The sequence below is a fragment of the Brevibacillus reuszeri genome (assembly GCF_001187725.1).
GTDB classification, from domain to species: domain Bacteria; phylum Bacillota; class Bacilli; order Brevibacillales; family Brevibacillaceae; genus Brevibacillus; species Brevibacillus reuszeri.
This window is the reverse complement of sequence record NZ_LGIQ01000001.1, coordinates 21,235-46,705: the sequence shown is the minus strand read 5'-3', so window position 1 is coordinate 46,705 and position 25,471 is coordinate 21,235. Positions and strand designations below refer to the sequence as shown.

Below are 25,471 nucleotides of genomic sequence, written 5' to 3'. Positions count from 1 at the left end.
TCACATACGTTAGCTACTCACTAAACTACGAACAATTTGGTTGAGGATTATGCTTTGTCCCACTACTCCGCATCCATCTACCCAAAGACTTGTATCAATATAGAATACGCGCTTATTTTTTACCGCCTTCAATTTTTTCCACTGACTGTTCGCCATTAATTTCTGCATATTTTCCTCTGCGCTAAAGTTCTCCATCATGCGTTTCTCTACAAACAAATAGTCTGGATTCGCCATAGACAATTGCTCAATAGAGCAAGGGTTAAACCATGCCTCACCTGCCTTTAAAGACTCAGGGAGTGATAGCTCCAGCTTTTTATAAAGCAATTGAGACACCCCGCTTGAGTATCCGCCTAAATACCGATACCCGAAAGGCTCTACGCGCAGCACCATGACTGTCGCTGCTGAATGAATTATTGCTTGTAACTGATCCTTTGCCGTGTATATTTCCTGTTTCATTTGTAATTGCCGTTTTGTTGCTGCTTCCTTTTTATCAAACAACGCAGCAAATTGGTTGAGGAGGATATCCAGATCATTAGGGAAACCTGTTAAAATTGGTGCAATTGTGCGCAGTCTTCTCTTTGTTTCTTCTGTCAGAAAACGTCCAATTATTAATTCAGGCTGCTCCTGCCTAATGACTTCAACAGGGATCATATATTGCGGGACTTCCAGAAGCGTAACCCCATGCTTTTGAAAAAGCTGTCGTTGATGCTCGGGTAATAGGAAAGGGGTAGCCATTAGAGCATGTGGTATGATGCCGAGTACGATTAACACTTCTGCACAAAGCGGCGAGATTGCCAAAATCCTTCGTTGTTGTAAGGTTGGGGCATAATTTTTCGGTGATACTCCTGCAAAATGCTTGAAACGTCGACTAAAATAATGGGCATCTTCAAAGCCTACTTTTTTCGCAATTTCTTGGGAGCTCGCTGACGTTAGCAATAACTCTTCTTGCGCACGATAGATGCGATAATTGGCTAGATAGTCTAAAGGGGGTTTGCCACATAGCTCACTGAATTTCCGTGAGTAATGCCACTGACTGACTCCTGCCACTTGTGCTAATTGTTCACGTGTGATGACCTCATCATAATGCTCCTGTATATAGGCAATCGAACGCAGGATTCCTTTTTCGATCGTCTGCTGCTCCTTTGCCTCTGCTTGATATCCCTGCTTCAGCAATTCATTTACCAGATGCTGATTACCAACCATTCTTTTCCCACTATCCTGCGGCATATCCTCGCTCAAACGATCGCTAATACTGGTTAAAAAACCGCCCGTTACCTGCATGATTTGATAGGTACCTCCCACTGGTACATGCCAATCAAATTTCACCACTGCTCGTTCCTTAGAAAACAAGGAGTAGGTTTGAAAATGAATGAGCCAGCCTGCTAAATCGAGGTTTCCGCCCTCTATGACTTCGATGACGGTGTTTTCCTCAATGGCAAGCAAATGACCAAATGCCACATAAACGCTTTGCCCATTAATCTTCCAAACAGCATGTCCATCTGTTATGAGAATGAATCCATGGCTTGAAAAGTAATGGATCTCGCCCACAGTCATCCACTTGTCAGTTAACGGCTTTGTTGATTCCCATTGTGCGATCCAATTCTCCTCAAAAGGTTGTGGCTCTGTCCCCTTCACCATGATTTCCCTCCTCGTTTTATAAGTATTTATAAGATTCAATTGTTCTCTCAACTTTCCTTGTCCAGCACAGCATAAAAAAGGGACTCCTGAAAGTCAGTCAATCCAACTCTCTAGACAGCCCCTTTTAGCGTTCTTGCCTTTAAATTTTCCGTTTATAATTAAACATGTTTTTTATTTCCTTGTAGGTACGAAAAGGCTTGCTCATCACACGATAAGGTAGTGAAAACAGGAAATGAGGTAAGTTTTTCCCTGCCTCGTTTTTGAAGCGTTTTGGTTTGCTAAAGACTCGTTCCATATAATTCAGGTAAAGCTCTCTTTGTATCTCTGTTCCGCGCGAATGTGATTTTTCACATTCTACACAACGAATCTGATACAGGATTTTATCTACATAGGTTACTTCATGGACAGTATCATCCATACATGTGTCACAGAACAGAGTCGTTCTCATTTTATCCTCTTTCACTTATGCTCACCTCCTTCGCCTTTTCCAATAACACTTCTGCCAAATATTCGTCTATGATCAACTTATCGAAATAATTGCCTTGCAAACTAGCCCAAACCGCCTCCAGCTTATTGCTTCCGGAAACGACTCCCACCACGGTTGGAATATGCTCCAGTTCGTCCAGCTCAATTCCGATAACGCGATTATTCAGATCGTTATGGATGGGTTTACCTGTTTTATCGATAAAACGTGAACTGATATCCCCAACCGCTTTGCCTTCCTGCAATTGACAAAGGTCCTCTTCCTTAAGATATCCCATTTCTGTCATAGTCGATTCATACGGATTGCCAATTCCGACGATGGCAAGCTCTACTTGTCGAGCTTCCTCCAAAATCGAACGAATATCCGGAGAGTCTATCAGCTGTCTTTTTAGTTCCATGGAATCCGCGATAGCGGGAGCATAAAGAAACTCACAACTTGCACCCAATTTTTTCGAAAATTCATAGGCGAGCTGATTGGAGTGAATCTCGATTCGATGACGGCCGATCCCGCCTACCAGAGGGTATACTTTCATCTTATGATGTCTCTCAAACGGGTATTCATTAACGAGGTGGTACAGTGTTGTCCCCCAAGAGATTCCGATTCTCCGTTTATTACGAATCCACTTGGGTAGGTACTGGGCAGCTGCTTTGGCTACTTGTTGTTTGATCACTTCTTCATTTTTGTTCCCATATGACGGGACTACAATGACTTCATCCAGACGTAGTACTGCTTCCAGTTGCTGCTCCAACTCCACCATGCTCACTGTTTCATCACGGATGTAAATCTCCACGATGCCTGTATCTTTGGCTCGCTGTAGCATCTTGGAAATCACCGGACGGGAGACCCCTAGCTTCTTAGCGATTTCTGCCTGTGTGAGTCCAGTCAAATAGTATAATTTTGCGACTCGAACCATTTCGCGTTTTTCTGTCCAGTTATCCATACGTATCCCTCATTAAAAACGTTACTATGCTCTTCTACGTTACATTATTATATCAGATTTATTCCTCTTTATAGAAAGGAAAGAGGAAGACATGTTTATGCCTTCCTTTCTCTCTACCTATTTATTTCCCATTATCCATTTGCTCACGCAGACGCAGAATAGTGGTTTGTTCAGTAAATTCAATGTCATCAAGGGTGATAATGGTTCCTTGTTCCACATCTTTTTTCAAACGAATGTGCGGCCCAATCAAGCCGATCGGCAATGCGTTCTGCTCACGCTTGTCTGCTGCTGACACAATCTTACCATAAGCGGAGAATTCGCCGATGCCGTCCATCGCTTCTCCGGCTTTCAGCTGTTTCTTTGCTACTGCTACGGTCTCTGCTACCATGCCGTAGTAAGGCGCGATCGTCGCCTCCTTCTGGAGATAAGCGCGTGCAATAGACAAAGGAGTCTCCAGGCTAGTCAAGTGATACGGGCGATACAGAACGTAATTTGGACCTGCGCCCATCTTCAAATATTTCATGGTGTCGTGCACTTCTTGCATCGAGGATGAAATGATGGCAAACACGCCTGGGGCAACACCGTCCACATAATCGACAATCTGTGTGCGGCTGAGCATACCGCCATTTTCCTTTAGTGAGAAAAGGCCTGGCAGCTCTTCCAATCGAGCTTTTCGCCCATGCATACCGGGAATGTCAGGAAGAAATCCGGTAGCATTGGCTACTGCTGTCATTTCCACCATTGTTTTTGTACCATCCTGAAACGATGCGAGCATTTTCGGGCTCGATCCTTTTAGAGCGGCTTCCTCACGAGCTGTGTCTGGATTGGCGTAGACGTTCAAGGCGTTGTTTTTTCCTTTTCCCAGCGCGACAATCTCGAAGCCCAATGCGTCTGCAAAGTCATGAAGCTCCATAATCGCTCCAGGCTCATCCCCTGCCGAGCCTGTATAGATGATACCTGCTTCATCGGCCTGCTGCTTCAGGAGTGGTCCGATGGTTATATCCGCTTCGACGTTCAGCATAACGATATGCTTCTTATGTCGAATCGCTTCCCACGCGACCTTGGCTCCAATCTCTGGCATCCCAGTCGCATCGACGATCACATCGACATTCGCTAGTTGAGGAATCAGCTCTGCATCTGTCGTTACGACTGAATGACCGGAAGCGATTGCCTTATCCGCCTTGTCGAGGTCTTGCGTCTCTGTGATTCGGCTTTCAGGTACTCCTGCCTTGCGATAGGCGGCTTTTACATTTTCAGGGAACAAATCAGCCGTGATCACCACGGACATCCCTTTCATTCCTTCGATTTGTGAGATCAGTCCCCGACCCATTTGGCCGGCGCCGACCAGACCGACGCGAATGCAGCCTCCCTCTTTCTCTAATGCTGCCAATCGTCTATTGAATCCCAACATGGTGTCTCTCCCTCTCTTTTGTATAGTAGGTGTTGTGATTTACGGACGGAAAAAGGCAACTTTGATCCCAATCTCTAAAGAAGGAAGGGTAGCGTCTTCGACATGAATCATGCCAGGTAGCTGCGGGGCAGCACTTCCATCCGCTTTCACAGTGCAATGACCAATGGTTTGTAGCGTTTCGTTTGCTTTTTCTCCGACTGATGTAACCCGCAGCTGCAGGTCACCAATCTGGAAAATATCTCCTGGCTCGATGCTTACGAAATGCTCGGATTTGGTGTGCAGCACGGCAATATCACGCAGCTCATCTGGAGCATCTTCATTGAAAAGAATCACTGTGTTTTCTTTGAGAAAGTCTGGAACCAAATCTCCAATGGAAACGATCGTGCTGTTAAACAAGGTGTTCATGTGTACCCTCCTGATTATGGATTACTCGGAATAGAGCCCAATGCTTGCCACGTAAGCGATGACTACTGCGATTGGTCCTGTGATTTGGCGAGACATGAGAACAGCAGGCACACCCACTTCGATCGTCTCAGGTTTTGCTTCTCCCAGTGTCAGTCCCACCGGAACAAAGTCACATCCAACCTGAGGGTTGATGGCGAATAGAGCCGGCAGAGCCAGTTGCGGCGGGATTGTACCACGCCCGATTTCCACCCCTACCAGCACGCCTACGACTTGGGCAATAACCGCACCTGGCCCAAGCAACGGAGACAAGAAAGGAAGTGCGCAAACGATGGAGATGATCAAAAGACCGATCAAATTCCCAGCCAGTGGTTTAATAATATTTGCCATGACATCGCCAATTCCGGTGAACAGGATGATCCCGATCAGCGTACTGACAAAAGCCATGAACGGCAGGATATTGCGCAGTACTTGATCGACTGTGTCGCGTCCAGCCTGATAAAAGGTGCTGACTACCCCACCCATCAAACGACCGACTTTTTCGATGAAGCCGGTTTTTCTCGGTGGCTTGTTGCTTTGCATGTTCGCTACTTTGGCACGCGCTTCAGCTTTCAGCTCCTGTGCCGATTTCTTTTGTTGATCGCCAGCTGTGCTTACGGCAGCCGAAGCTACTTCATTCGTCAGCTCGACGTTGTTCACTTTAACGCCAGAAACAAAGTTGGTTTCCTTAATAAAGTTGATTAACGGTCCGGAGGGTGACGATGACATGACGTCGACCGTCAAGACTCCCAGCTTAGGATAAACACCAATTCGAGCCGTTCCGCCGCAGTCAATGATGACGCATGCCATTTCACTAGGCTCTACTTTGTTAGTAAAGCCATCTACCGCGATACCACCTGTCAGCTCAGCAATTTGCGCCGCTACAGGGTGAATGCCTCCGCCTGTAATCGAAGCAATATATGGTTTCTCATCCGTGGGCAGGATCGTAAGTGGTCCTCCCCAGCCGCTGGACGATTTTGTTACTTGCACCGCACGATAATTGCTCATCCTGTGTCTCCCCTTTCCGCTTCTATGCCGCTGCCTGCATTTCGCGGCGTTTCATCATCATTTTGGTGATATATTCGGTTACGATACCGCGAATCAAGATGATGACGATCGCGACCAAGAAGTAGCGAATAGCGAGTGGTCCAAGAGAGAGACCGAGTTGAGTGATTCCAGTAGCGATGCCCATATACACAAACAGCTCAGACGCATTCGCATGTGGGAACAATCCTGTAATCGGATGGCAGAACGAAACCGCCGAATCGTAGAAAGCTGGCTTCTGGTGTTCAGGCAAGAACTTGCCGAATGTATAAGCCATTGGGTTGGTCAGGAAAAACATGGATAAGACCGGGAAGAGGGTATAGCGCAAAATGATGTTGCCGGTGCATTTAGAAGCAAACCGTTCGATGCGTTCTTCTCCCACAAATTTAATGAAGGCGTTTACAGCTGTGATCAAGCAAACCAACGTAGGGATGATGCCTGTCACCAACCCCATGAAGGTCTTGCCCCCCTCTTGAAACATTCCAATGAAACCCTCTGCAAGATGAACAAAAAAGTCCATTTACCCATACCTCCCCTAGAAAATGATGCAAAAAAAACCAGATGATCATCCATCTGGCCCGCGGCCCAACATTTTTTATCCAATTTGTTGTTGATTGTCTTGCTGCTGTTTGGCCTGCGCGGCCCGAATTTGGTCAATCGCCATTCGAAGCGCCGTCTGCACGGGATGCTTCTGTTGCTGTGACGCACTCTCATACAAGCTGTCGATCGGTTTTCCAATCGGGTCATTGTACGGACGAAAGCGGGAAAATACGCTAATGCCAGACATTCGCTTGCAATTCGTTACGCATCCCTGCACATCCGTTACCAGAATGATGACGGCACCTACTCCAAAACGGCGTTTGTTCACCCCGACTCCCAGGTATCCGCTTGGTTGCCGTTGCATCTCTCGTAACTCCCGGTAGTAATGGCGAGATTGCAGTTGAGTGAAGACGACCTGTAATACCCAAAGCCCCGCAAACAGCAGAACAACGTATCCCCAAGAAGCCAAGTGATCACCTCGCTTTACAAATGTTCTTACTAGTTACAATTGTAAATTGAAACCGTTTTCATGTCAAATGTAATCTTTTTCTAGGAGTGAATGCCTTTTCCCAACCATTTTGCTGCAACCTCCATCAGACTCTCAGAGACGGTTGGATGTGGATATATCATTTCCGCTACATCGTCAACAGTTGCTTCCAAGCTCAAGAACGCCGTGCCAGCGGCAATCATTTCAGTGACATGAGGCCCTACCATCACGATTCCCAGTACTTCGCCGTAAGTCTCTTCCGCAATCAGCTTGGTAAAGCCGCCGTTTTCATCAGAAGCTAATGCCTTGCCGTTTCCGCTGTGCTGATAAACGCTGGTTTTCACAGCATAGCCACGCGCTTTTGCTTCTTCCTCACTCAAGCCTACGCTCGAAATCTCCGGATGGGTATAAATGCAGCGAGGAACCGCTCTATCATTCACTTTTTCTCTACCACCGGCTGCATTGATGGCTGCCGTCTGTCCTTCTGCACTTGCAGCATGAGCGAGCTGCCATCCACCGATCAAATCGCCTGCAGCGAAAATACCTGGTACGCTTGTTTCCAGAAATTCGTTTACTTTGACAAATGGACCACTAAGCTCCACATTCAACTGGCTAAAAGCAGATAGATTCGGTTTACGTCCCACTGCTACGAGCAGAGCTTCACACGAAATCGTTTGTGTGTCACCCTTCGTATTCTCGGCATGTACTTGAATGCCCTCGCTTGTTTGAGCTACCGAGGTGACTTTCAATCCAGTCCCCAAGGTGACACCTTTACTGCGTAGTGATTTGGACAATACCCTCGATGCATCTGCATCCTCCAGAGGAATAAGACGCTCCGCCATTTCGACAATCATCACTTTCGCACCCAAGCTGGCGAAAATGCAGGCGAATTCCACCCCTATGAAACCGCCGCCGAGAATGGTGATGGACTCTGGTACCTGCTCGATATCAAATATCGTATCGCTTGTATAGAAAGGCACATCCGCTAATCCCGGAATGGGCGGAACCGCAGGTGTAGAGCCTGTAGCTAGAATGATCGAGCCAGCCTGGATCGTTTGGACATCTTCTCCGATCCGAACGCGAATGCTTTTATCTGCATTCACTTCCCCAAAGCCTTGGAGTAAATCGATTTTCCCTGCCTTCAACAAGGCTTTAATCCCTGTCCGTAGCTGTGTGATGACCTGATTTTTGCGGGCCATCATTTTCTCCAGGGAAACAGTAACTTCACCTGTCTCGATCCCCCAGCTGGAAGCCTGCCGAATTTGATCGATGACACCTGCACTATGCAAAAGTGTCTTCGACGGAATGCAGCCCCGGTTCAGGCAAGTCCCTCCTACGAAATCTGCTTCAATCAGTGCGACCCGCTTCCCTTCCTTGGAAGCCCGGATGGCAGCCACATACCCAGCTGGACCTCCACCTATAACTGCAATATCGTATGTTTGCATGGTTGTTTGCTCCTCCTTTTACGCCAGCAGATGATAGGGTGATTCCAGCAATTCTTTGATCTCCTGCAGGAATGCAGCCGCAGGTGCCCCGTCCATAACACGGTGGTCAAATGACAAGGAAAGAGACATCATCGGTCGTAGTACGATCTGTCCATTTACACCTACTGGCTTCTCATGGATTCGTCCCACTCCAAGAATGGCACTCTCTGGCTGATTGATGATAGGTGTAAACACATCAATCGCATACATCCCTAGATTGCTGATCGTAAACGTCCCGCCGCGCATATCGTCCGGAAGCAGACGTCCATCACGAGCCAATCCAGCCAGCCTTTTTGTCTCGGTAGTCAAATGTGCGAGCCCTTTTTGATCTGCCTGTTTGATTACGGGTACGAGCAATCCGTCTGTCACAGCAACAGCCACGCCGATGTTGATGGTCTCGTGAAGCTCGATTACATCATCTTTGAGTGACGCATTTACTTTCGGATGACGAGATAATGCCGTTGCCACTGCTTTAATAATAATTTCCGTGTAGGACAAGCGATGTCCGGTTAGCTTCTCGATAGTAGGCAGCAGCGTAGATCGTACTTCTATTACCTTACTCATATCTGCTTCCGTTGAGAGGGTTACGTGAGGAGCTGTGTACGCACTCGCTACCATACGCTCTGCAATAACCTTGCGCATTCCTTCCACTTTCACTTGTCGACCTGGCAAGCTTGTCACTGATTCCGTGCGGGTGGAAGCTGCTTTGGCAGAATTCGTAGAAAGAGCGTGTTCGATATCTGCCTTTTGGACGCGGCCGTTGGGACCGGAACCACTCACTTGTCCCAGATCGATTCCGTTTTCCCGTGCCATTCGACGAGCGACAGGAGTTGCCCTGATTTTCTGGTCAAGGGCTTCACTACCTTGTGTTTCTTCCTTGGATGGTTGAGCGTCCGGTGCTTCTTCCTCTTCCTGACTCGCACTAGATTCTAACGGAGGAGGTGTATCCGGTACATTTTCGTTTGCTTCTCCTACATATCCGATCACTTGATTCACGGGAACGACTTGATCCGCGCCATAATAAATTTTCAGGAGTGTTCCGGTCGTGTACGATTCTACTTCGATGTTGATCTTATCCGTCAGGACTTCCAGCAGGACGTCACCTTCACGAACCTGGTCCCCTTCTTGCTTGAACCATTGGATGACTGTTCCTGTTTCCATTGTCATACTCAGTTTTGGCATAAATACGGCAGTTGCCATGATGTTCGACCCCTCCTATGTCAGCGGCGGAAAACCGTTTCTTTTACCGCTTGGATGATATCAAGTTCTTGTGGTATGGCTGCTTTTTCGAGGATAGGATTGTACGGAATTGGCACCGATTTTCCACCTAAACGCTTGATAGGTGCATCCAAATAATCAAAGGCTTCGCTCTCTGCGATCAAACTTGCGATTTCCCCACCGAACCCGCCACGCTTTACCGCCTCATGAACGACAACAAGTCGCCCAGTCTTTTTCACCGATTCCACGATTGTCTCAATGTCCAGAGGAACGAGCGTACGAGGATCGATGATTTCGACGCTGATCCCGTCCTTTTCCAATTCGACTGCAGCCTGCAATGCCTTATGAACCATAATCGCGGTAGCCACGATGGTCACATCTGTACCAGAACGCTTGATATCTGCTTTTCCGATTGGCAAGCTGTACGACTCCTCAGGCACATGACCTTTTGTCCGGTAAAGGAGCTTGTGCTCGTAAAAGATTACTGGATTGTCGTCATCGATCGCGGCTTTCAGCAACCCTTTTGCATCGTAGGCGGTAGACGGCTGGATAACTTTTAATCCCGGAATATGTGCCATCCAGGCTTCCAGGCTCTGCGAGTGCTGAGCAGCTGCTCCTGTACCTGAACCGGATGGTGTCCGCAATACGAGTGGCACTTTTCCTTTACCGCCAAACATATAGCGATTCTTCGCAGCCTGGTTTACGATCTGATCGGTCGCAATCGTGATGAAGTCGGAGAATTGCAGCTCCACGATGGGCCGCATACCTGTCATGGCTGCTCCAACCGCAGCACCAGCGATTGCTGCTTCCGAGATTGGCGTATTTCTCACACGTTCTTTTCCAAACTCTTCAAGCATTCCCCGGGTTACCCCAAACGCCCCTCCATACAAACCAATATCTTCACCCATGATAAATACGTCTTCATTTACGCGCATTTCCTGACTCATACATTCGCGTACCGCTTCCAAATAAGTAAGCTCTCTCATCGTTGACACTTTGTATCCCTCCCTCGCCTATGCGTAGACGTCTTCTTCTAGAATTTCGAGCGGCGGCATCGGGCTTTCCTCAGCAAACTTGACCGCGTTTTCAATTTCTTGTCTTGCATCTGCTTCCAGCTGTGCTGCTTCCTGTTCGCTTACGATCCCTTCACTGATCAGGATGCGTTTCATCCGCTCAATCGGATCACGATTATTGCGCCAATCCATTTCTTCATCGCGCGTACGATATTTTTTCGCATCGCTCTTGGAGTGGCCTTTCCAGCGATAGGTCTTGGCTTCGATGAGCATTGGGCCTTCTCCACGGCGTGCTCGTTCCACTGCTTCATGAGTCACGTTCATCATGGCAAAAATGTCATTGCCATCTACCACTTTGCCAGGAATGCCATACGCTGCTGCACGATCCGCGATGTTCGCGACTTTCACCATGTCCTTGACTGGACCTGACATCCCATATTGATTATTTTCGCAAATGAAGACGACTGGGAGGTTCCAGATTGCCGCCATATTGACCGCTTCGTGAAAGCTGCCTTCATTGGAGGCGCCATCTCCGAAAAAGCACATGGTCACATAGCCTAGCTTTTTCATCTGTGAAGTGAGAGCTGATCCGACAGCGATTGGAATCCCACCGCCAACAATGCCATTTGCTCCCAGATTCCCTTTATCCACATCCGCAATGTGCATCGATCCGCCTTTACCGCGGCAATATCCCGTTTCACGACCGAACAGCTCAGCCATCATCCGGTTCGCCTCTGCACCTTTGGCGATGCAATGACCATGTCCACGGTGAGTGCTGGTGATTTTGTCCCGATCTTCCAGAACAGCAATAGCACCTGCTGCGGAAGCTTCCTGGCCCACACACAGGTGGGTCGTTCCATGGATCAGTCCCTTGGCAAAAAATTCATCTACCTTCTCATCGAAAAAGCGAATCAGCCACATTTGATGATACAGCTCCACCAGCTTTTTCTCGGTAATCATAGGTGGAACGTTTATGTTAGTAATCAAAGTCCTCTCCTCCTCGGATATGCCAGTATCAACAGGCTTGTATGAAGAAAAAAACGGACCAGATGGAGGATTGATTCCCCCACCTGACCCGTGGTCCAAGTGTCGCAGTACGTATAGAGTTTATTGGTTAACAGCTGACTGCTTTAGATCACGCTCGTATTCTTCTCGCGACATCTTGGTGATCGAGATAATGAAAACCTCGTCTTTACCTTCGCAAACCAGCTTTTCGTGCTCAAACAGTTTGTATACCTTTGCTCCGGGAGTTATCTTTTCAATCGGCTTCATGCAGGTCACCTCCGGATATTTTTACATTTGTTCCTTGGTGTTACATTTGTAATTCATTATAAATATTCTGATTACGTAGTCAAGGGTCAAAAGTTTATTCTTCCCCAAACTTTCTCTCAATCAAAGAGGACAGGGCATCGATTGCTTCCGCTTCATCTGGACCTACCGCCCTTAGTGTAAAAACGGTACCCATCGTGGCGGCCAGCGATAAAACGTTGATGATGCTCTTTGCATTCGCGACTTTTGTCCCCAGCAAGATCGTGATCTCTGATTCGAAACGGGCAGCCAATTTGACAAACTCAGATGCGGGACGAGCATGAAGTCCAGATTTATTTAGAATCGTCACTTGTTTTTCCATGGGAAATCCTCCTCGGTTACTGTTCAAGTTTCATGAATGCCTGTAAATCAGGTAGTATATTCGCTTCTTCGTGTTCTTGTAAAAATTGGTACAGCTCCTCTACGGCCAGTTGGCATGTCTCCGTGATGGCAAGCATGAACACTTGGCGTACAAAATATCCTGCCTCCCATTCAATTGGCTGCGCGAGATTGGCAATCGCGATACCCGGTCTGATCGTTTGTGTCGTATCGGCATGTGGGATCGCTGTTCCAAACAGGCATGTGTTCCCCATTTTTTCGCGTTCCCACACTTTACCCTCGAAATCCGACTCAACGAAACCGTGTTCTCTCAGCCTTTGCGAAAGGATTTCAATAACCTGCTCCTTCGTAGACAGCTCTAAATCGTCACAGACCAATTCCGGGTAGAGAAGATCGTGCAATCCATGTGAACGAGGAGCCAATGCTGGCTGGAGTGTTCGATTGGCCACGAGCAACAGTCTTTTTATAAAGCTGATGCCGGACTCGTCCACAATCTCTTTTATCGAAATAAACGGTATGCCATCCAGCATGGGATTCACAGTACCGACAACGGCAAAGATGTGATACTTCCCAAGCCATTCCTTATACTGCTTCCGAATCGAAAGCGAGCTTGCTTGTAAAATGGTAACCTGCGTAGCAGCAGCCTCCAGCTTCTCTTGTAAAAGCTGATCCAATCGTTTGGCTGCACCTTTGCCTGTGATACAAATGGTCACAATCGCTACTGGCTTGGGAGCGAGCGCCTGGACGGAATGAAGTGATTTGACAGGAAAATGTCGCATCTGATCCACAATTTGATCAAGCGATTCACTGGAGTAGAGACATTTTCTGATGACCTCAATGACGAGAGTGGTCGTTACGTTGGGGAGAACCTGTACACGTGCACCGCTTCGCCTTTCCCATTCCTCTTCACTCAGCAGATTGCTCCCCATATCTGCCAGCAAAATGACCCCTTCTCCTTGATCTGCTTGCTGGATCATTGTGCTGATTCGCTCGACTGAGACAGCCAGATCATCGTTCCAATACAGCTCGACTGCCTGCGCATGCTTTCGTTCAAACAGGCGGGAAGCGACGTCGACCATGCTTTTCGCTACCAAGCCGTACGAGGTGACAACCACACCAATCATTGGCTTCGGCTCCGTATAGATCGAGCATTGTTTGACGTACATAGCGAGAATCGATATTTCTTTTTCAGGCAGTGATATTCCATAGCTGGTTTGGATCACCTTTGCCATTTCCAGCGCCACTTTGAACTCCATCGACTCCTGATCGGTTTCAATCAAGCTATCCATTTCTTTCGTATCCGGCCATCTCTCCAACAGCCCATGCAAATGAATGGCGAGAGCATAAGAGATTCGTTGGTAATCCAGGGTAATGTGGCGCTCCGCGATCCAGAGCATTTGCTCCACAGCTTGAACAACCTGATCCCCGACCAGTTTGACCAGCTGCTGCAAGCGCAGCGAGCGTTTTTCGTCTTCGCCTGTGAACGGCTCCATCCGCGTGTCCAGTTCTTTGTTTACGATGAGCTCGATCAATTCCTCGCTTTGACCTTGATTTTTGAGGTTTTGATAGCGCTCTACCACCCAATCGTAGAGATGCTGGGGAGAGTCCTCGACCAGTTCTGTTCCCACCAGATCAGAGCGTTGGCCGGGAACGAATAGGAACTGGTCTTTCTTTAGCATTGGCAGCTCTGGTGCCAGATCGGCTGATTGCTGGTGGCTGGCGACGTGCATAGGCAAATCATATCGATCCACCTGAACGGCGGTCTTTTCTACCTGATGAATCGTTTTCAAAAAGGCTTTCGCCAACAGGACGCGAATATCACTGTGCAGCTGCCCCATGTTTGCCGGACAATCATAGGTCAAAAGGGAGGCAATCACATCCTTCTGGACGACCACCTCTCTGCCGATTCGGTCTGTCTCTTCATTCAAATAATGGAAAATCAGAGATAGACGCTCCTGTTGTGTCCATTCAGAGAGCGAGGGCAGCTCTATCGTCATCGGAATCCGTCTACGCAACGTTAACAGCAGACTTGATTCGGGGCTTTCTGTCGTCGCACCGACGATCAGTATGGTCGCCTTTTGTTGAAACTGAACCTCTCCCAATCGTCGATAGACGCCTTTGTCGATCAGGTAAAAGAGATTTTCCTGCCCTTCCGGTGGCAACCGATGAATTTCGTCCAAAAACAAGATTCCACCGTCGGCCTGGTCCACTAAGCCGGGCTTATCTTGCTGGGCGCCAGTAAAAGCTCCCTTTACATACCCGAATAGCTGGGAGAGTAACAGCTGCGGATTCTTGGCATAATCAGCGCAGTTAAAAATAACAAACGGCGCGTTTTTTTTCATCACCTGCTGCTCGATTGCAAACTGGTACATCGCTTCCGCCATTCTGCTCTTGCCCACACCGGTAGCTCCAAAAAAGAGAGTATGAAGTCCGTGTGGTGGATAGAGTACTGCTGCTTGCGCTTGTTGAATAGCCGCCTTCAGTGTACTCTTTGCTCCAATCAGACTGGCGAAGGTGGCCGCCTGTCCTGCCTTCCGCATTTTTTGGCGAGCATGGTCATCTATGTTTGGAGTTTCACCTGAGAACGCTTCCATTTTGCTTCGTAATTGATGAACCATGAAACGAGAGACATCAAAGCCTTGTTCGTTCAAACGGCTCGTTAGCTCTCGGCTCGTCATGCTCGGTGAAGAACGTAAAAGTTTTTCCATCTCCTTGAGCAAGAGAGGCTGCCGTCTTTTGCGTGAGTCGGGAACCTGGAGTTTGTGCCGAAGCAGCGTTACCTCATCTCGACGAATTCCCATCTGACGTGCGATCTGCTCATCGGTATACGGAACTTTTTTATCCTCTTGATCAATAATCTGCTTGATGCGTTCCTCCATAACATCCCCCCACAATCTATTACAAGCAAGTATCATACCACTCCACTTAATCGGTTCATTGCCTTTGAATTCAGTCTACATTTTCTACCGTACCACAAATTCGATTGTAAATCAGAATATTCTGTGGCAGTTTTTGTGCAATTTTTCCCACAATTTATTCCTTTTGATTGACGACCATTATCAGAAAATATATGATACAGGTATTCAAATCCTTTGGATCATGGGTCAGGGAGGTATTTCCCTGGCCTTTTTTGCATGCTTTTCGCCATACTGCACTGGAGGGATACGATGATAAAAGGAATTGCAGCCTCACCCGGTTATGCAGCAGAACGTGTATTTGTACTAAAAGAAGCGGAGCTAGTCATTCCTCGCGAGACGATTGCTGCCGCACAGGTAGATCCAGAACAACAAAAGCTTCGTGAAGTTATTGAGCAGGTGAAAATTGAAATCGCTGTCACGCGTGAGACTGTAAGACAGCGAATAGGTGAGCATGAGTGCGCAATCTTCGACTCCCACCTCATGATTCTGGACGACCCAACCCTCGTCCAGGAGATGGACAAGGAAATCAAAGACGAAAACAAGAATGCAGCCTGGGCAGCTCATCAAGTCTTTTCAGGACATATTGCATTTTTTGAACAACTGGATGACGAATATTTGCGGGAACGGGCAGCTGACTTCAAAGACCTGCGAGATAAAATTGCGATGAAAATGTTAGGAATCGTAGATTCTTCGCTAGATCAAATCGAGCGACCCGTTATCCTTGTTACACACGATTTGACTCCTTCTCAAACGGCGAGATTGAAACCAGAATGGATTAAAGGGATTGTTACAGAGATTGGCGGCACCACCAGTCACTCCGCCATTTTGGCGCGCACGCTGCAAATCCCTGCCGTTGTGGGGTGTGGGAGTATTTTGGATGAGATCACCAATGATACAACGCTTGCCCTGGATGGGAATTCGGGAGAGCTACATGTTAATCCCGATGCCGAGCGAATCAATCGGTACCAGCGCTTGCAACAGGAATATGTGGAGGAACTAGCAAGCCTGCGAGATGCGGCACACGCACCTGCTCACACCTCAGACGGCAAGTTGATTGAAGTGGCAGGCAATATCGGTACTCCTGAGGATTGCAAAGCCGTACTCGCAAACGGCGGAGATGGGATTGGCCTATTTCGTTCGGAGTTTTTATTCCTGGAACGGGAGCAGATGCCGAGTGAAGACGAACAATTTGAGGCATACTCCGCGGTTGCCCGTGAAATGGCAGGACGTCCAGTCATTATTCGCACCATGGACATCGGAGGAGACAAACAATTACCGTACCTGCAGATGGAGCCTGAAGAGAATCCGTTTCTCGGGTTTCGGGCCATCCGCTTGTGTCTTGCAGAAAAAGAGATGTTTTTGACGCAGCTACGAGCGATTCTTCGCGCCTCCCTTTTCGGGAATGTAAAAGTCATGTTCCCGATGATCGCGACTGTTGAAGAGCTTTTGGAGGCAAAAGCGTTATGGGAGCTGGCCAAAGAGCAGCTAACAACAAGACAAGCCTCTTTCGCTGAACAAATCGAGATAGGGATTATGATTGAAGTCCCATCTGCTGCGCTGATTGTCGATCAACTTGCGCCACATGTAGACTTTTTCAGCATCGGCTCCAATGACTTGATCCAGTATACCTTTGCGGCAGACCGCATGAATCAAAAGGTAGGCTATCTGTACAATCCTGGTCATCCAGCTATCCTTCGTTTGATCGGCAAAGTGGTACAGGACGCCCACGCACAAGGCAAATGGGTCGGAGTCTGCGGTGAAATGGCCGGTGATCCTAAATATGCAAAAGAGCTGGTTGCACTCGGTGTTGACGAATTAAGCATGACCTCTTCGTCTATTCCTAAAATGAAGCAAGAGATTAAAAAGATGAATGTTCCTAGTAATTAATGCGAAAGACAGCAGTAGCCGTGTGCTTGGAAGAAAGTCCATAGCTACGGCTGTTTTTCCACCCTCCTTTCTATGACACAACGAAACACCCTGCACAGGCCTCTCGGGCGATGTGCAGGGTGTTTTTGATAATCGCGCTTTATAATGCTTTATTAGCCGTATTAGCGGCGGCCAACCGATGCTTGCGCTGTACCAGGTAAGCAACGACCAAACCAATAATGGCTATTCCAATAATGCCTACATAGCCTAATTTTGCGCCAAAAAGGAAGATCGCCGTAGTCGGAACAGCACCGTCCACGAGTGATGAAATCGCACTGGCGCCATCAGGGAATGCGAAGCCTGCGTTCTGTGCTGCTTTTGTGAACAGCGGTGAAATGTAAGTCGCTAAAAGCAAACCGAATGCGAGTGATATAGTCGCACCAATTACTGTGCGGATTACGTTCCCTTTGAAAATCGGCACCATGAGGCAGACAATGAATGGAATGGTAGCCAGATCACCAAAAGGAAGAACTTTATTACCTGGCATCAAAACAGCCAATCCCAACACGATCGGGATCATGACGAGCGAAGCGGCAATGGTAGCTGGATGGCCAACTGCCAACGCAGCATCCATTCCGATGTGGACTTCACGACCTGGAAAGCGCTTACGAACAAAATCGCCAGCAGCCTCCGAAATCGGCATCAGACCTTCCATCAAAATGCTCACCATCCGCGGGAGAATGAGCATAACCGCTGCTGTTTTTACACCTAAGTCAAGAACTTTGGGCAAGTCCCACCCTGCCAAAAGGGCGATAATAAAACCTAAAATGAGTCCAAGAACTGTCGATTCTCCTAAAAGTCCTAGACGCTTTTGAATGGTCTCAGGGTCAGCTTTCAGGTTACGGAAGCCCGGGATACGGTCAAACAATTTTTCCAGTGGCAATGCGATCAAGTAGTATGGTGTCGCAGTTCCGTGTGTAAATGAAATGTTCGCATATCCATAGTAGCTGGAGACATGCTTGGACGTCAGGTCGGCCAGGACGAGCAGGATAATTGCGTGTGCGATTGATGTCAGAATACCGAGCGTAATGTTGTTGGACATGACAGCAACCAAAGAACCGGTAAAAGCGATATGCCACAGATTCCACAAATCGATATTGAGTGTTCGGGTCAAGCCTAATACAAGCATCCCCAGGTTGACAGCAAGACCGATCGGAATCGCAAGCGCACCTACTGCTGAGCCGAATGCAATCGCCGATGTAGCGGGCCAGCCCACATCAATAATCGTAAGCTGGATCCCCAAATTTTTAACCATGTCCTGTGCGGCAGGTCCCAGGCTACCCATTAGCAAGCCGATCACAAGGTTGATCCCAATGAAGCCAATTCCTACTGTAAGGCCTGCACGGAAGGCCTCACCTGGCTTCGTTTTCAGGATAATCCCAAACAAAAAGATGAGAACCGGCAAAACAACTGAAGGGCCAAGGTCAACGAGGTATTTGATAACGTCCATAGTGAGCCTCCTTAAGATAAGGCAGATAGTCACATTACATTTTCAGTCTTGCCTCTATTTCATCATACACTTGCTCTTTCCCGATTCCCGTTAATAAAGGCACAGCATTGATAACTTTTTCGACCATAGAAGGCGGTACTGCTGTTGTGGAAATAATCAGATCATATTGGCCCGCTTTGTTCAAAACGTCACTGACTTTGGATTGTTCCAACGTGGCCTCTATGTCTTTATCCCGTAAAAACGCTTTCAATTTTTGCATCACAATCGTCGATGTAGCTACTCCTGTCCCACAAATCACAAGTACTTTTTTCTTGTTCATAATTTCTCCTCCACTTGCACCAGTTGGCCCAGTACGTTCCAGACGTCTTCTGTTCCCTGTGCATCCATAATTTGTCGCATATTTGCCTGATCTTGTATCAGATTCATGATCTGTTCCAGAATGACCAGCTGTGTTTCTCCCCGTTCCGGTGCAAGTAAAAACACCAATTGAACCGAAATATCGGCTGTTGGGTCAGCCATGTTACGAAACGCTACTCCTTTTCGTACCACACCGAGTGCAATTGTGGGTTGCTTGACGTAGTTCTCCGGGTCCGCATGCGGGATCGCGACATTCACTTCTCCCGTATACAATCCGGTAGGAAAAGCTTGCTCCCGTTTGTATACTGCTTCCATATACTCAATGCTTACTGCACCCGTCTGAATCAACATGTCTCCCAATTGATGCAACACTTCCGCTTGGTCCACTGATTCTTCAAATATGCGGATATGGTCCTTACCAATATATTCTGACAAACTCACTATTTTGTTGCACCTCCTCTACCCTTACCTTTTTTGCAAATACTATGCCAACCTAAAAAAACGTGAAAAGCCCTTTGCAGCAAGCGTTCACGTCATTTTACACAATTTCTGACGATTCTTACACATTATATCCAGCAGGGTTTGTGGGTGATTTTGTTTGTACCCATCCAGGCATACGAAAAAGGCCGACCCCTCAGGCCGGCTACTTTGTAAACTACTTCTTTATGAGATTTACATCCTCAAAAGTGTTACTATGCTGTCGCGTGCTAACGATATCCGGAAGCATTCGCAGGCTTGCCTGCATCCTGTACTTCTACCATATACCGCCAGGAGTCAGGCTGTGAGCCGTCAAGGTCATAAAAGCCATATGCTTGGGCGAGCTGACCACTGGAAACGGAGTGACCATTCCACCTAGCGACTTCTCGATCACCTGCTAACGCGGCAACGGCTCTTCCTACATAGCGGGGAGATTCCGAGATGATAAAATGAGGCTCCTTCACCGTAGCGTCTCGCCAATTTTCTTCCTGCACCCCAAAATGCTCAAGCATGATTTCCGAACGCATCCAGCCCGGAGTCAACGCAACAGCGGTGCATTCGTAAGGTGAAAGCTCATGGGCTAAAGACTTGGCCATACGAATCACGGAATTCTTGGCAAGATCATAGAACAGAGAGAGACGGTAGTTTTTATCATTGTATTCTGCCGTTCCATCTGTTATCTCTACAACCAGTCCATTCTTGTTTCGTGTTAACAAAGGTAGGGCATAGTGGCTTGTAATAATGTGCGTATCAATCGCAAGCCGGAGCAGACGAAACCCCCTGTCCAAAGAATGCTCCCATACAGGTACGTTCCACTGTGTCAAATATTCACCGCCCCACACATCGTTAACCAGGATGTCCAGTCTCTCCTGCTCCTTCTCGATGCGAGCGATGAGATTCTGAACCTGATTAGCGTCCAGATGATCTACTTGTACGGCGATCCCACGTCCACCCGCACGATTGACAAGCTCAGCAGTTTCTTCAATCGTCTCAGGACGATTGTACTCCGAGCGTTGTTCTCGTGTCGTGCGTCCAGTCACATATACTGTGGCCCCTGCCGCACCTAATTCAATCGCGATCCCCCTACCCGCTCCACGCGTTGCACCTGCTACCAAAGCTATTTTTCCCTTTAGAGGCTTCATGATTTGCCACTCCCTTCGTTTATCTCCCCCTTATTGTACGGCTTCATATATGTCAGCTTATGTCATATACTTCAAAAGCAAATTGAAAAAACAGCACTACCTCTCTCCAACTACCCCATAGAAAAACAGTTCCATCATATGATCGATATTCTTCGTTATTCCCTCTTGATTTGATGCTTCCCAATCACGCCCAAGCTCATTTTTGTACATCGTGAAGTACAGCATGAATATCTCGTCTGTTTGATCTTTACGAATATACCCATCTTGCTTGCCAGCAGCTACAAACCTCATGAAAAATGGTTTGATTTTCTGTTCAGTATAATTCTCCAGCATTTGCTGTAGGCCACTCACTTCAGAGAATGGGGCTGCCTGAAACCTGTCTGACAAAATGACTAAATTTTTGGTTTCCAGCAAGATGATTTCCTTCGTCTTTTCGGGAAAGGAGCACGCTGAATCGAGAATCTCCTCATACTGCTCCAACTGATTGTCCATCCAATTCATGAGCATGTCGCCATATAGCTGCTCTTTTGTTCCGAAGTAATTATAGATTGTAGCGGGAGATACTTTCGCATGTTGAGCGATTTCATTCACGCTTACCTTTTGAAAACCGTATTTCGAGAACAATTCAAAAGAAGAGCTGTAAATTTGCTCGATTTTACTTTGCTTTCGCCGTTCGAACCCGTTCATATTGTTCACCTCATTTGTAGTGTAGAGAAAGTTTTAGAGTAATTCAATATATAAAGTACAAAATATTGTTGATATCTCACAAACAAGAAATTATAATAATTTTATAGTAAATTAGTACATTTGCTACATATTTTATTTTCAAGTGATGTTCTCAAACATTCTTTGACGATGGGGTGTCCTTGTATGAAAAAAATTAGAATTCCGTCATTTTTGCATGATGTGTTCGGTGAGAAACAAAGTGTGGCATCCATTTTTTCCATACTGCTTTTTGGAGGTTTTCTGACCGCTGCTTTATGCTTTCTGTACCCTGAGCTCACAGGCAGTTTGCCTCTTTGGCGCAGCTCCCTCGCATTATTTTTCATGTTCGATATTTTTTCCGGATGCGTAGCCAATTTTACTTCCTCAACCAGCAACTTCTATGCTGCACGAAATACGAATCGAATCGTATTCATCTCGATTCACTTTCACATCATTTTGGTTGCGCTTCTCTTAGATACAAATATCTGCTACTCAATCTGGGTATGGGCCTATACAATCGCTGGAGCATTTATAGTGAATGCTCTAATCGGGAAGCAATCGCAACGATTTATTGCTGGATTGCTCCTATCTATTGGGCTTGGTTGGGTACCGCTACTCCCAAATATACAGCCCTACATGCTGATCACTTGCTTATTATTCATGCTGAAAGTGTTGTTTAGCTTTGCCGTTGATCATTATGCGAAAGCAAACAACGACACGGGGGCAAACGTATGAGAGCTCCATATCGAATCGCCAAACTAACAAAGTCGGATAAGCACTTATTCGTATCGCTCATGAGCAAGTCATTTGCCGGAGACCCATTGTTCCTGCACGTTTTTGGTGATTTTGAGCAGGATAAAAAAGCGCGTAGCAGCGTGACAGCTTTTGTATCCTTTTTGTTTGATAAAAGCTTTATGTTGAATGAAGAGGTGTGGGGCTATTATGAAAAGGAAAATCTGTTAGGTGCATACATCGTTGAGCAGCCACACGCTGGTAAGCTTCAGATGATGGTAGGAGGACTCCTGCTAATCGGAAGGCTCATTCCGTTGTTTTTTCAACTGCCACGCAAAGCTTTGAACCTGCTTAATTCCTACATGCGAGTGACCAGATCCTTTGCTCCCCCAATCACCCATTACTACCTGGTCATGATTGGAGTAAAACAAGAGGCCCAGAGAAAGGGAATCGGCAAGACCCTGCTGCATCACCTGATGCATACGGTTCAGTTGGACAAGACTTCACATGGAATTGCACTGGACACAGAAAATGAGGATAATGTGAATTTGTACCGGAGATTCGGATTTGCACTAAACGTTGAAACACGAGTCGGCGATGTACCTGTGTATTGTATGTTCTATCAAAAAAGTAGCTCTGGCATCGGGGATTGCTAACCTTCCGACTCGTTGATGAAAGATAGCTCTGAATTTCATAAAGTTCCTTTGCTTTCATGCTAAATAAGCTCTCCCCGGAATTGGGGGAGAGCTGTATTCCCTACACAAATATTTAATCGGTACCCGCTAATGTACGATTCGATTACGGATTGCAATCACGACTGCCTGCGTTCGATCCTCGACGTCGAACTTCTGAATAATGCGGTGAACGTGTGTCTTGACTGTGCTTTCGCCGATGTAAAGCTTCTTGGCTATTTCTTCGTTGCGCAAACCATACGCCATCTGCTGCAGCACTTCCAGCTCTCGTTCTGTTAACGACTCGATTCGCTGCGCGGCAGTAGTCAAGTCGGTTTCCTGCTGCAACGCTTGGGACGAGTGAAAAATCTGCCCGATCACTTTGGCCGCAACCGTGGTTCGGAAAATCGCTTCTCCCTTCCAGGCAGCTCGGACGGTATCCACAAGCTCCTCGGGTGCAGCTCCTTTCAGTAAATAGCCTACAGCTCCCGAACGAATACCGTCGTACACATATTCTTCCTGATCAAATGTGGTCAAAATGATGACTTTACATTCCGGATTAGACGCTATGATGCTCCGGGTTGCCTCGATCCCGCCACCCTCTGGCATCTGAACGTCCATCAACACAACATCAGGAAGGACACGCTTGGCCAACTGGACAGCCTCATGTCCGCCCGCTGCTTCCCCAACGACCTCCATGTCCTCCTGAGCGTTTATCATAAACCGCAAACCATGCCGGACCAAATGCTGATCGTCCACAATAATGACCCGAATCAAATGCACCGTCACTTCCCTTCCGTTTGTCCATCTCCATCATGTAGCGGTATCTTCACCACAAGCCGTAAGCCATGGGGAGTTACCGGGTGAATCTGTAATACTCCCCCTACTCTCTGGCTTCTCGCCTTCATGCTCGAAAGGCCAAAACCAGGCAAAATCTGTCTCCTGTCGGACCATACCCCGTCATCAACCACGATCATCGTCAATTCCCCATCGCTTTCAGAAACCACTACATCGACGCGAGAAGCATGGGCATGACGGATGACATTGGTGAGCGCTTCCTGAAGAATCCGGTATAACGACTCGGAAACGTCCGGATGCCACTTGCTTACCGGTCTATCCACAATGAATGTAAGGTCTAAGTCGCCATGCTCTTGAACTTGCTTTACCAAGCTTTGCAAGGCTACCAAGCCAAGCCCTGCTTCGTCAGCCGCCATCTGGTGAACAACCTGACGTACATCTTGCAAGCAACGTCTGGCAACGTCAAGGACGGTTTTTAACGAGAGATCCGCTTCCGCAGCATCCGTTTTCATAATATAAGGCAGCGCCTGAAGCTGAACGATAACGGAAGTTAAGCCATGTCCGATGCTATCGTGAAGATCTCGGGAAATCCGGCTTCGCTCCTCCAGAACAGCGAAGCGGAGCAAGCGAACGGTCGCTTCCTCCAATTCTTGGTGCGTCTGTTGGAGTTCTTTATGGGCTTGCTCTAATTCAGCATGTACTTCCCGTAATTCTTCGTAGTGTCTTTTCCTTGCCTCAGCTGCTTCCCGCTTCAGTCTCACTCCCCAGAACAATACATATGTGGCTGCATGTGCGATCGAATAGACCAGAAGAATGTCCGGCTGTCCTTTTAGCAGCAAGAAGATAGCAGCATCTGCTGTGATCATAGCGCCTGTCAACAGAATAGACAATTGTATCGGCAGCCGTAGTGCCGAATAGCCTACAAGGTAAAAAATAAGCGCAGCGACCGTCCACCACGCATGAAACATCACCCAATAAAAAACCGTCAGCATCCAGGTTCCAATCACAGCAGCACTGCGAGCGCGTGTCCCCCGTAAATAATCAGGTAGCCACAACAGAGCCAAATAGGCGCAGCCAACCAAAAGCCCTACCGTCCATTCCTGCCATGACGCTGTGTTTGATGTTCCGATAAAGTTGTACAGTAACAATAAGCTAAAAATAACTGTTCGACCACGATTAAGCACAAATTGCCGTAATTTTGCGAGCTGCTGTTTGATCTGCATAAATGATCCTCATGTCTTCATTGTACTGGAAGGATAGGCTCAGCCTATTTTACTGCTCTGCCCTCAACCAGTTGCCTGTACTTTAGGTAAATAATATAACGACGGCTGATGACGCTTCCGAGCGGAATAAACAATAGCGAGGTGCTTAGAAAAACCAAAGCGTGGTGTGCTCCCCAGTTGCCCACAAGCAAGCGCAGCAGCATAACTGCAAGGAAAAGGACGACACCAGCAACGGAGCCTTGCGAGGTCACTTTCCCCGTAGCAGAGTTGAGTCGTACTTTTTCCAGCTTGCCTCTCCATGCTCCAACTCCAAGACCGACAGCTAGGCAGATCAAATAAAGCAGGAGGCTCCCTACAGATAGATCCATTTGTTTCATGCTTGAAAAGGCTAAATAGATGAACAATAGCGGTGTAATCCATAATCTCGATGGACGAATTTCTTTCTCTCGTAAAGACAATAAGACGACAATAACCACAATGATGAGATAACTGGTCATGTTGCTACCTCTCCTCTTCCTTTTTCCAGCGTTCCTCATCAGTGTAGCCGAATGCGGAAGTAATTAAGACCATCCACAGGTTGACAGGTTTGCTCCATCCATAGATCGAGGCATGCACAAGGAGGAGATAAGCATCGCGCTTATCAATTCTTATACGTTCAAAAAAGCCGACATCCTGCCTCGAATAAAAAGGCGATGTCGGCTTTGCACTTTAGCGGCCAAACTCCG

General features: G+C 47.4%; 26 protein-coding genes. 3 read left to right on the top strand and 23 right to left on the bottom strand.

Annotated features, from left to right (window positions below; all coding sequences use genetic code 11):
* Positions 1-9 precede the first annotated feature (9 nt).
* The 15 genes from ADS79_RS00225 to ADS79_RS00160 all read right to left on the bottom strand — a co-directional run bounded on the left by ADS79_RS00225 (position 10) and on the right by ADS79_RS00160 (position 15,226).
* On the bottom strand, positions 10-1,638 hold the full coding sequence (locus tag ADS79_RS00225) for an AraC family transcriptional regulator (RefSeq protein WP_236699831.1): 1,629 nt from the start codon (positions 1,636-1,638) through the stop codon (positions 10-12).
* Between the two features lie 139 nt (positions 1,639-1,777).
* Positions 1,778-2,101 carry a hypothetical protein gene (locus ADS79_RS00220; protein ID WP_049736410.1) on the bottom strand — a complete coding sequence of 108 codons (324 nt, stop codon included), beginning with the start codon at positions 2,099-2,101 and terminating at the stop codon, positions 1,778-1,780.
* Complete coding sequence (locus tag ADS79_RS00215) at positions 2,088-3,062, bottom strand: sugar-binding transcriptional regulator (RefSeq protein WP_049736409.1); 975 nt, start codon at positions 3,060-3,062, stop codon at positions 2,088-2,090. Before ADS79_RS00215 ends, ADS79_RS00220 begins: the two co-directional genes overlap by 14 nt.
* Before the next feature lie 121 nt (positions 3,063-3,183).
* The gene (locus tag ADS79_RS00210; RefSeq protein ID WP_049736408.1) at positions 3,184-4,473 is read right to left on the bottom strand and encodes an NAD(P)H-dependent oxidoreductase; all 1,290 of its coding nucleotides are present in this window, start codon (positions 4,471-4,473) and stop codon (positions 3,184-3,186) included.
* 39 nt (positions 4,474-4,512) lie between these two features.
* Positions 4,513-4,878: a PTS glucitol/sorbitol transporter subunit IIA gene (locus ADS79_RS00205; protein ID WP_049736407.1), complete on the bottom strand. Its 366-nt coding sequence runs from the start codon at positions 4,876-4,878 to the stop codon at positions 4,513-4,515.
* A gap of 21 nt (positions 4,879-4,899) precedes the next feature.
* Positions 4,900-5,922 carry a PTS glucitol/sorbitol transporter subunit IIB gene (gene srlE, locus ADS79_RS00200; protein WP_049736406.1) on the bottom strand — a complete coding sequence of 341 codons (1,023 nt, stop codon included), beginning with the start codon at positions 5,920-5,922 and terminating at the stop codon, positions 4,900-4,902.
* Between the two features lie 22 nt (positions 5,923-5,944).
* Positions 5,945-6,478: a PTS glucitol/sorbitol transporter subunit IIC gene (gene srlA, locus ADS79_RS00195; RefSeq protein ID WP_049736405.1), complete on the bottom strand. Its 534-nt coding sequence runs from the start codon at positions 6,476-6,478 to the stop codon at positions 5,945-5,947.
* Positions 6,479-6,553: 75 nt separating this feature from the next.
* On the bottom strand, positions 6,554-6,967 hold the full coding sequence (locus ADS79_RS00190) for a transcriptional regulator GutM (RefSeq protein ID WP_049736404.1): 414 nt from the start codon (positions 6,965-6,967) through the stop codon (positions 6,554-6,556).
* Positions 6,968-7,047: 80 nt separating this feature from the next.
* On the bottom strand, positions 7,048-8,430 hold the full coding sequence (gene lpdA / locus ADS79_RS00185) for a dihydrolipoyl dehydrogenase (RefSeq protein ID WP_049736403.1): 1,383 nt from the start codon (positions 8,428-8,430) through the stop codon (positions 7,048-7,050).
* Positions 8,431-8,448: 18 nt separating this feature from the next.
* Entirely contained in the window at positions 8,449-9,669 is a 1,221-nt protein-coding gene (locus ADS79_RS00180; RefSeq protein WP_049736402.1) for a dihydrolipoamide acetyltransferase family protein, read from the bottom strand.
* 20 nt (positions 9,670-9,689) lie between these two features.
* Positions 9,690-10,673: an alpha-ketoacid dehydrogenase subunit beta gene (locus ADS79_RS00175; RefSeq protein WP_049736481.1), complete on the bottom strand. Its 984-nt coding sequence runs from the start codon at positions 10,671-10,673 to the stop codon at positions 9,690-9,692.
* 27 nt (positions 10,674-10,700) lie between these two features.
* Positions 10,701-11,687, bottom strand: a complete 987-nt coding sequence (locus ADS79_RS00170; RefSeq protein WP_409362433.1) for a thiamine pyrophosphate-dependent dehydrogenase E1 component subunit alpha — start codon at positions 11,685-11,687, stop codon at positions 10,701-10,703.
* Between the two features lie 120 nt (positions 11,688-11,807).
* The gene (locus tag ADS79_RS35490; protein ID WP_162839495.1) at positions 11,808-11,972 is read right to left on the bottom strand and encodes a hypothetical protein; all 165 of its coding nucleotides are present in this window, start codon (positions 11,970-11,972) and stop codon (positions 11,808-11,810) included.
* Between the two features lie 94 nt (positions 11,973-12,066).
* The gene (locus ADS79_RS00165) at positions 12,067-12,330 is read right to left on the bottom strand and encodes an HPr family phosphocarrier protein (RefSeq protein WP_049736401.1); all 264 of its coding nucleotides are present in this window, start codon (positions 12,328-12,330) and stop codon (positions 12,067-12,069) included.
* Between the two features lie 16 nt (positions 12,331-12,346).
* Positions 12,347-15,226, bottom strand: coding sequence for a sigma 54-interacting transcriptional regulator (locus ADS79_RS00160; RefSeq protein ID WP_049736400.1), 2,880 nt, complete (start codon positions 15,224-15,226; stop codon positions 12,347-12,349).
* 288 nt (positions 15,227-15,514) lie between these two features.
* On the opposite strand from ADS79_RS00160, the gene ptsP reads away from it, so the two are divergent.
* Positions 15,515-17,152 carry a phosphoenolpyruvate--protein phosphotransferase gene (gene ptsP, locus ADS79_RS00155; RefSeq protein WP_049736399.1) on the top strand — a complete coding sequence of 546 codons (1,638 nt, stop codon included), beginning with the start codon at positions 15,515-15,517 and terminating at the stop codon, positions 17,150-17,152.
* A gap of 139 nt (positions 17,153-17,291) precedes the next feature.
* On the opposite strand, the gene ADS79_RS00150 is transcribed toward ptsP, so the two are convergent.
* The 5 genes from ADS79_RS00150 to ADS79_RS00130 all read right to left on the bottom strand — a co-directional run bounded on the left by ADS79_RS00150 (position 17,292) and on the right by ADS79_RS00130 (position 21,304).
* Positions 17,292-18,641, bottom strand: a complete 1,350-nt coding sequence (locus tag ADS79_RS00150) for a PTS galactitol transporter subunit IIC (RefSeq protein WP_049736398.1) — start codon at positions 18,639-18,641, stop codon at positions 17,292-17,294.
* A gap of 34 nt (positions 18,642-18,675) precedes the next feature.
* Positions 18,676-18,960, bottom strand: a complete 285-nt coding sequence (locus ADS79_RS00145) for a PTS sugar transporter subunit IIB (RefSeq protein ID WP_049736397.1) — start codon at positions 18,958-18,960, stop codon at positions 18,676-18,678.
* Complete coding sequence (locus ADS79_RS00140; protein ID WP_049736396.1) at positions 18,957-19,439, bottom strand: PTS sugar transporter subunit IIA; 483 nt, start codon at positions 19,437-19,439, stop codon at positions 18,957-18,959. Before ADS79_RS00140 ends, ADS79_RS00145 begins: the two co-directional genes overlap by 4 nt.
* A gap of 266 nt (positions 19,440-19,705) precedes the next feature.
* Positions 19,706-20,617 (bottom strand): SDR family oxidoreductase, encoded by a 912-nt coding sequence (locus ADS79_RS00135; protein ID WP_049736395.1) that lies wholly within the window; start codon positions 20,615-20,617, stop codon positions 19,706-19,708.
* 96 nt (positions 20,618-20,713) lie between these two features.
* Entirely contained in the window at positions 20,714-21,304 is a 591-nt protein-coding gene (locus ADS79_RS00130; RefSeq protein ID WP_049736394.1) for a TetR/AcrR family transcriptional regulator, read from the bottom strand.
* A gap of 183 nt (positions 21,305-21,487) precedes the next feature.
* Between ADS79_RS00130 and ADS79_RS00125 the strand changes: the two genes are divergently transcribed.
* Positions 21,488-22,057 carry a hypothetical protein gene (locus ADS79_RS00125; protein ID WP_049736393.1) on the top strand — a complete coding sequence of 190 codons (570 nt, stop codon included), beginning with the start codon at positions 21,488-21,490 and terminating at the stop codon, positions 22,055-22,057.
* Complete coding sequence (locus tag ADS79_RS00120) at positions 22,054-22,710, top strand: GNAT family N-acetyltransferase (protein WP_049736392.1); 657 nt, start codon at positions 22,054-22,056, stop codon at positions 22,708-22,710. Before ADS79_RS00125 ends, ADS79_RS00120 begins: the two co-directional genes overlap by 4 nt.
* 126 nt (positions 22,711-22,836) lie before the next feature.
* Here ADS79_RS00120 and ADS79_RS00115 read toward each other — a convergent pair whose 3' ends face one another.
* The 3 genes from ADS79_RS00115 to ADS79_RS00105 form a co-directional block, all read right to left on the bottom strand.
* Complete coding sequence (locus ADS79_RS00115) at positions 22,837-23,445, bottom strand: response regulator (protein WP_409362434.1); 609 nt, start codon at positions 23,443-23,445, stop codon at positions 22,837-22,839.
* A 65-nt stretch (positions 23,446-23,510) separates the two neighbouring features.
* Positions 23,511-24,746, bottom strand: a complete 1,236-nt coding sequence (locus ADS79_RS00110; protein ID WP_084765520.1) for a sensor histidine kinase — start codon at positions 24,744-24,746, stop codon at positions 23,511-23,513.
* Positions 24,747-24,790: 44 nt separating this feature from the next.
* Entirely contained in the window at positions 24,791-25,243 is a 453-nt protein-coding gene (locus tag ADS79_RS00105) for a DUF1453 family protein (RefSeq protein WP_049736390.1), read from the bottom strand.
* Positions 25,244-25,471 lie beyond the last annotated feature (228 nt).

Excerpts from the sequence above, each read along its gene's own strand:
- ADS79_RS00225 (WP_236699831.1), bottom strand. The coding sequence starts at position 1,638 with ATGGTGAAGGGGACAGAGCCACAACCTTTTGAGGAGAATTGGATCGCA.
- ADS79_RS00215 (WP_049736409.1), bottom strand. The coding sequence starts at position 3,062 with ATGGATAACTGGACAGAAAAACGCGAAATGGTTCGAGTCGCAAAATTA.
- ADS79_RS00210 (WP_049736408.1), bottom strand. The coding sequence starts at position 4,473 with ATGTTGGGATTCAATAGACGATTGGCAGCATTAGAGAAAGAGGGAGGC.
- ADS79_RS00205 (WP_049736407.1), bottom strand. The coding sequence starts at position 4,878 with ATGAACACCTTGTTTAACAGCACGATCGTTTCCATTGGAGATTTGGTT.
- srlE (WP_049736406.1), bottom strand. The coding sequence starts at position 5,922 with ATGAGCAATTATCGTGCGGTGCAAGTAACAAAATCGTCCAGCGGCTGG.
- srlA (WP_049736405.1), bottom strand. The coding sequence starts at position 6,478 with ATGGACTTTTTTGTTCATCTTGCAGAGGGTTTCATTGGAATGTTTCAA.
- lpdA (WP_049736403.1), bottom strand. The coding sequence starts at position 8,430 with ATGCAAACATACGATATTGCAGTTATAGGTGGAGGTCCAGCTGGGTAT.
- ADS79_RS00180 (WP_049736402.1), bottom strand. The coding sequence starts at position 9,669 with ATGGCAACTGCCGTATTTATGCCAAAACTGAGTATGACAATGGAAACA.
- ADS79_RS00175 (WP_049736481.1), bottom strand. The coding sequence starts at position 10,673 with ATGAGAGAGCTTACTTATTTGGAAGCGGTACGCGAATGTATGAGTCAG.
- ADS79_RS35490 (WP_162839495.1), bottom strand. The coding sequence starts at position 11,972 with ATGAAGCCGATTGAAAAGATAACTCCCGGAGCAAAGGTATACAAACTG.
- ADS79_RS00165 (WP_049736401.1), bottom strand. The coding sequence starts at position 12,330 with ATGGAAAAACAAGTGACGATTCTAAATAAATCTGGACTTCATGCTCGT.
- ADS79_RS00160 (WP_049736400.1), bottom strand. The coding sequence starts at position 15,226 with ATGGAGGAACGCATCAAGCAGATTATTGATCAAGAGGATAAAAAAGTT.
- ptsP (WP_049736399.1), top strand. The coding sequence starts at position 15,515 with ATGATAAAAGGAATTGCAGCCTCACCCGGTTATGCAGCAGAACGTGTA.
- ADS79_RS00150 (WP_049736398.1), bottom strand. The coding sequence starts at position 18,641 with ATGGACGTTATCAAATACCTCGTTGACCTTGGCCCTTCAGTTGTTTTG.
- ADS79_RS00145 (WP_049736397.1), bottom strand. The coding sequence starts at position 18,960 with ATGAACAAGAAAAAAGTACTTGTGATTTGTGGGACAGGAGTAGCTACA.
- ADS79_RS00135 (WP_049736395.1), bottom strand. The coding sequence starts at position 20,617 with ATGAAGCCTCTAAAGGGAAAAATAGCTTTGGTAGCAGGTGCAACGCGT.
- ADS79_RS00130 (WP_049736394.1), bottom strand. The coding sequence starts at position 21,304 with ATGAACGGGTTCGAACGGCGAAAGCAAAGTAAAATCGAGCAAATTTAC.
- ADS79_RS00125 (WP_049736393.1), top strand. The coding sequence starts at position 21,488 with ATGAAAAAAATTAGAATTCCGTCATTTTTGCATGATGTGTTCGGTGAG.
- ADS79_RS00120 (WP_049736392.1), top strand. The coding sequence starts at position 22,054 with ATGAGAGCTCCATATCGAATCGCCAAACTAACAAAGTCGGATAAGCAC.
- ADS79_RS00115 (WP_409362434.1), bottom strand. The coding sequence starts at position 23,445 with ATGATAAACGCTCAGGAGGACATGGAGGTCGTTGGGGAAGCAGCGGGC.
- ADS79_RS00110 (WP_084765520.1), bottom strand. The coding sequence starts at position 24,746 with ATGCAGATCAAACAGCAGCTCGCAAAATTACGGCAATTTGTGCTTAAT.
- ADS79_RS00105 (WP_049736390.1), bottom strand. The coding sequence starts at position 25,243 with ATGACCAGTTATCTCATCATTGTGGTTATTGTCGTCTTATTGTCTTTA.